This window comes from Streptomyces flavofungini, assembly GCF_041028215.1.
Taxonomy (GTDB): Bacteria; Actinomycetota; Actinomycetes; order Streptomycetales; family Streptomycetaceae; genus Streptomyces; species Streptomyces flavofungini_B.
Map to the genome: position 1 here is coordinate 1 of NZ_JASKYR010000692.1, position 3,702 is coordinate 3,702.

The following is a 3,702-nucleotide window of genomic DNA, read 5'->3' on the forward strand; positions in this document are numbered from 1 at the left end:
CTGTAGAAGGGCCTGAGCGGGGCGAGGCGTCCTTCGGCGGCCTCGGCCAGGAGGTCGCCGACGCGCTGCCGTGCCGTGTCGAAGGCCTGCTCGTACGATCCGTCGGCGGCGACGCCCTGCCGGGAGAGCCACCGCTCGTCGGGCTCGGGCAGGTGCCCGGCGTCGAGCTGGTCCCAGGAGGCGAGGCAGCCGGACCCGGTGAAGTGGTGGTTGCCGAGCGCCTCGCGCACCCCGAGGTCGGTGAGGACCGCGGTGGGGATGCGCCGGTGCAGGGCTTCGAGTGCCGCGGTGGAGCTGACGGTGACCAGGAGGTCGGTGCGGTCGAGCACCTCGCCCATGTGTCCGTAGACGAGGCGGACGTTGCCGGGCAGTCCGCCGTCCAGGCGCTGGGTCAGCTTCTGGTAGGGCAGTTCCTCGATGTGCGTGGTGTGCTCGCCCGGCTTGCTGCGGAGCTTCAGGAGCACCTCGCGCTCCGGGTGCAGGCGGGCGTGCTCGGCGAGGCGGCGCAGCAGGTAGGTGCGGTGCGCGGCGGTCTCGGGCACGGAGGGCTGGGCGGCGAAGACGACGGTGTAGGGGTCGTTCTTGGCGTAGGGCGCGCCGCCGAGGAAGGGCAGTGCGGCCTCCGTGACGGATGAGGCGTCGGCGCCGACCCCCTCGTACACCGCGCGGAAGCGTTCGGCGTCCTGGCGGGAGTTGGCGAGGACGATGTCCGCGCCGTGCCGCAGCAGGAGCCCGTCGGCGAGCTTCTCGTAGACGACGCCGACGTAGCCGGTGACGACGACGGGGCGGGTCGCGGAGGTGCCGGTGAGGCGGGCGTCGGCGGCGACGCGGGCGAGTCCGTGCAGCAGCGCCTGGACCGCGCCGCCCACGAGGGCGAGGACGATCACGTCGGGCGCGTCGCGCTCCATCTCGCGCAGGAACTCCACGGCGGTGACCTCGCGCAGGGAGTCCGCGCGGACACCCACCTCTTCGAGCTGCCGGGGTGTGGGGGTGGCCCGGCCGCGGAGCAGGAACCCGCTGAGGCGGTGACCGTCGGTCCGGTTCCCCGTCGCGATGCGGTCCGCCGTGAGGGCGCCCCACTTCCATCGCGTGTCGGAGTCGGCGAGCACGGCCACCCGGAGCGGGTTTCGGTTACTTGCTGGCACGTCACAGACGCTAGGAAGGCATTTCGATTCGCGGCCCAACTCAGGTGCAACAAACGGTTAACAGCATGCCGACGAATGGCGAATCGGCCCCGGAAATGCCGTGGGGGCGGTCCGGTTAACCATTCCGCCACACGTCGTTCACCTTCCGGCCCACCACGGGTCGACGCGAATGCCGGGCCGACACCTAACGTCACCCGCGTGGTTAAGCTCTCCGTCATCGTGCCGTTCTACAACGTGCAGCAATACGCGCCCGACACCTTGAAGAGTCTGCGTGCGAACGCGCGGGACGACTTCGAATTCATTCTCGTCGACGACTGTTCGCGCGACGAGACCCCGGACATCCTGGACCGCGCCGAGCGCGAGCTCCCCGGTGCCGTGCTGCTCAGACATGAGCGCAACGGCGGCCTCGCCACGGCCCGCAACACCGGGCTCGACGCGGCGCGGGGCGAGTACCTCACCTTCCTCGACGGCGACGACTGGCTCGCGCCGGGCTACTACGAGCGGCTCGTGGCCGCCATCGAGGGGCTGGGGTGCGACTTCGTCCGAACCGACCATGTGCAGTGCACCGCGCGGGCCCGCAGCGTGCACCGGGTGCCGCACGGCAGGCGCGGGGTGGTGATGAACCCGCGCGAGGTGATCCTGCCCGCGGACCGCTCGACGTCCGTCGACTACGCGTACGCCTGGGCCGGCGTCTACCACCGGCGGCTGGCCGAGAAGGGCCTGCTGCATTTCACCGACGGGCTGCGCACGGCCGAGGACCGGCCGTGGATCTGGCGGCTGCACCGGGAGGCCGAATCGTTCGCCGCGGTGAGCCTGCTCGGGGTGTTCTACCGGCGCGGCGTCGCGTCGTCGCTCACCCAGATCGGTGACGTGCGCCAGCTCGATTTCATCAAGGCATTCGACCAGGTGGTACGGGAAACCGCGTCGGACAAGGACGCCGCGGAACTGCTGCCGAAAGCCGTACGAACATATTGCGCGATCATCTCCCATCATTTGGGTTCCATCGAAAGGTTCGAGCCATCCGTGGCCCGCAAATTGAAGTCGATGAGTGCGGCGGCGCTGAAGCGGATGCCGCAGGACGTGCTGGAGCAGGCACTGGATTCCATGGACGTCCAGCGGGCGACCCGGCTGCGCAGGCTGCGCCGCCGCGCGGTCCCGGCGGAGGTGGCCGCGTAATGCCGACGCAAGTCTTCCTCGCGTCCACGCTGTACGGCGCGGCGACGCTCGCCGCGGCCCTGGACACCGACCGCTTCGGCTCCGCCGACCGGCGCATCCTCCTGGTCAGCAACAACGCGGCGACGCCCGAGACATCGACGCCGCTCGACGCGATGCCCGGCTTCGACCGGCTGCGCGGCCGGTTCGACGAGGTGCGCTCCTGGAACGAGGCGATCTTCCCCTTCCACCCCGGCGGCTGGTCGCCGCGCGGCGACGACGTGACGCTCTGGGAGCGCTATCTCCGCATGCTCTGGGAGCTGGGCGACGACGAGATCGAGCTCGCCGTGGAGTCGATCCAGGTCAATCCGGCGCTCGCGCTCGCCCAGATCTTCACCGGCGCCCCCGTGGACGTCTACGCCGACGGCCTGATGAGCTATGGCCCCACCCGCAACAAGATCGACCCCCTGATCGGCACCCGTGTGCGGCGCCTGCTCCACCTGGATCTGGTGCCGGGCCTCACGCCGCTGCTCCTGACCGATTTCGGTGTCACGCCGGAGATCGTGCCGACGGACGCGTTCCTGAAGGTCCTCGCGGAACTCGGCGAGGTCGGCGCGGACTCGGCCGAGCTGCCCGACCTAGAGGCGCCCGCGCTCGTCCTCGGCCAGTACCTCTCCGCCCTCTCCATCCTCACCCCCGAGGAAGAGGAGGAGCTGCACGTCCGCATGGTGCGCGGCGCCGCCGAGCTCGGCCACACGCAGGTGGTGTTCAAGCCGCACCCCACGGCACCGGCCCGCTGGTCGCGCACCCTGGAGAAGGAGGCCCTGGCGATCGGGGTCGAGCTGACGGTGCTCGACACCCCCGTACTCGCCGAGGAGCTGTACCAGCGGATGCGGCCCGCGCTCGTCGTCGGCTGCTTCTCCACCGCCCTGCTCACGGCGTCCGCGCTCTACGGCCTGCCGGTCGCCCGCACCGGCACGGACCTCCTCCTCGAACGCCTCGCCCCGTACCAGAACAGCAACCGCGTCCCCGTCACCATCGTCGACGCGCTGCTCCCGGACCTCACCGACGCCACGGCGGTCGCGGAGGCCCGCGCCGGGATGGGCACCGGCGAGCTGACGAACCTCCTCAAGGCCGTCGGCTTCGCGATGCAGCCGCAGATCTATCCGGGGCTGCGCGCCGACGCCGAGCGCTATCTCTCGCGGCATCTGACCGACCGCACCTGGCGATACTTCAAGCGGCGGCGCCTGACCGCGCTCGCCCTGCCGGGGGCGGTGCCCTCGCAGCTCGCGTTCATCCCGCGCAACGCCGCGGTGCGGCGCGTGGCCCGCCGGGCCCGTTCGGTGCAGCGCTCGCTCAAGCGGACCGCGCTCGGATGACCGCCCCCGCCCCCACGCTCCCCGAG

3 protein-coding genes are annotated in these 3,702 nt (G+C 71.2%); 2 read left to right on the forward strand and 1 reads right to left on the reverse strand.

The genetic code is table 11. The features are described 5' to 3' along the window. Positions 1–1,145 (reverse strand): DUF6716 putative glycosyltransferase (locus tag AB8Z36_RS32620; protein WP_369216995.1); only part of this gene is annotated, 1,145 nt, incomplete at its 3' end. 198 nt (positions 1,146–1,343) lie between these two features. Between AB8Z36_RS32620 and AB8Z36_RS32625 the strand changes: the two genes are divergently transcribed. Both AB8Z36_RS32625 and AB8Z36_RS32630 read left to right on the forward strand, forming a co-directional pair. Beyond that, the gene (locus tag AB8Z36_RS32625; protein WP_369216996.1) at positions 1,344–2,321 is read left to right on the forward strand and encodes a glycosyltransferase family 2 protein; all 978 of its coding nucleotides are present in this window, start codon (positions 1,344–1,346) and stop codon (positions 2,319–2,321) included. Next, positions 2,321–3,676 (forward strand): polysialyltransferase family glycosyltransferase, encoded by a 1,356-nt coding sequence (locus AB8Z36_RS32630; protein WP_369216997.1) that lies wholly within the window; start codon positions 2,321–2,323, stop codon positions 3,674–3,676. The genes AB8Z36_RS32625 and AB8Z36_RS32630 overlap by 1 nt, the downstream gene beginning before the upstream one ends. The last annotated feature ends 26 nt before the right edge of the window (positions 3,677–3,702 follow it).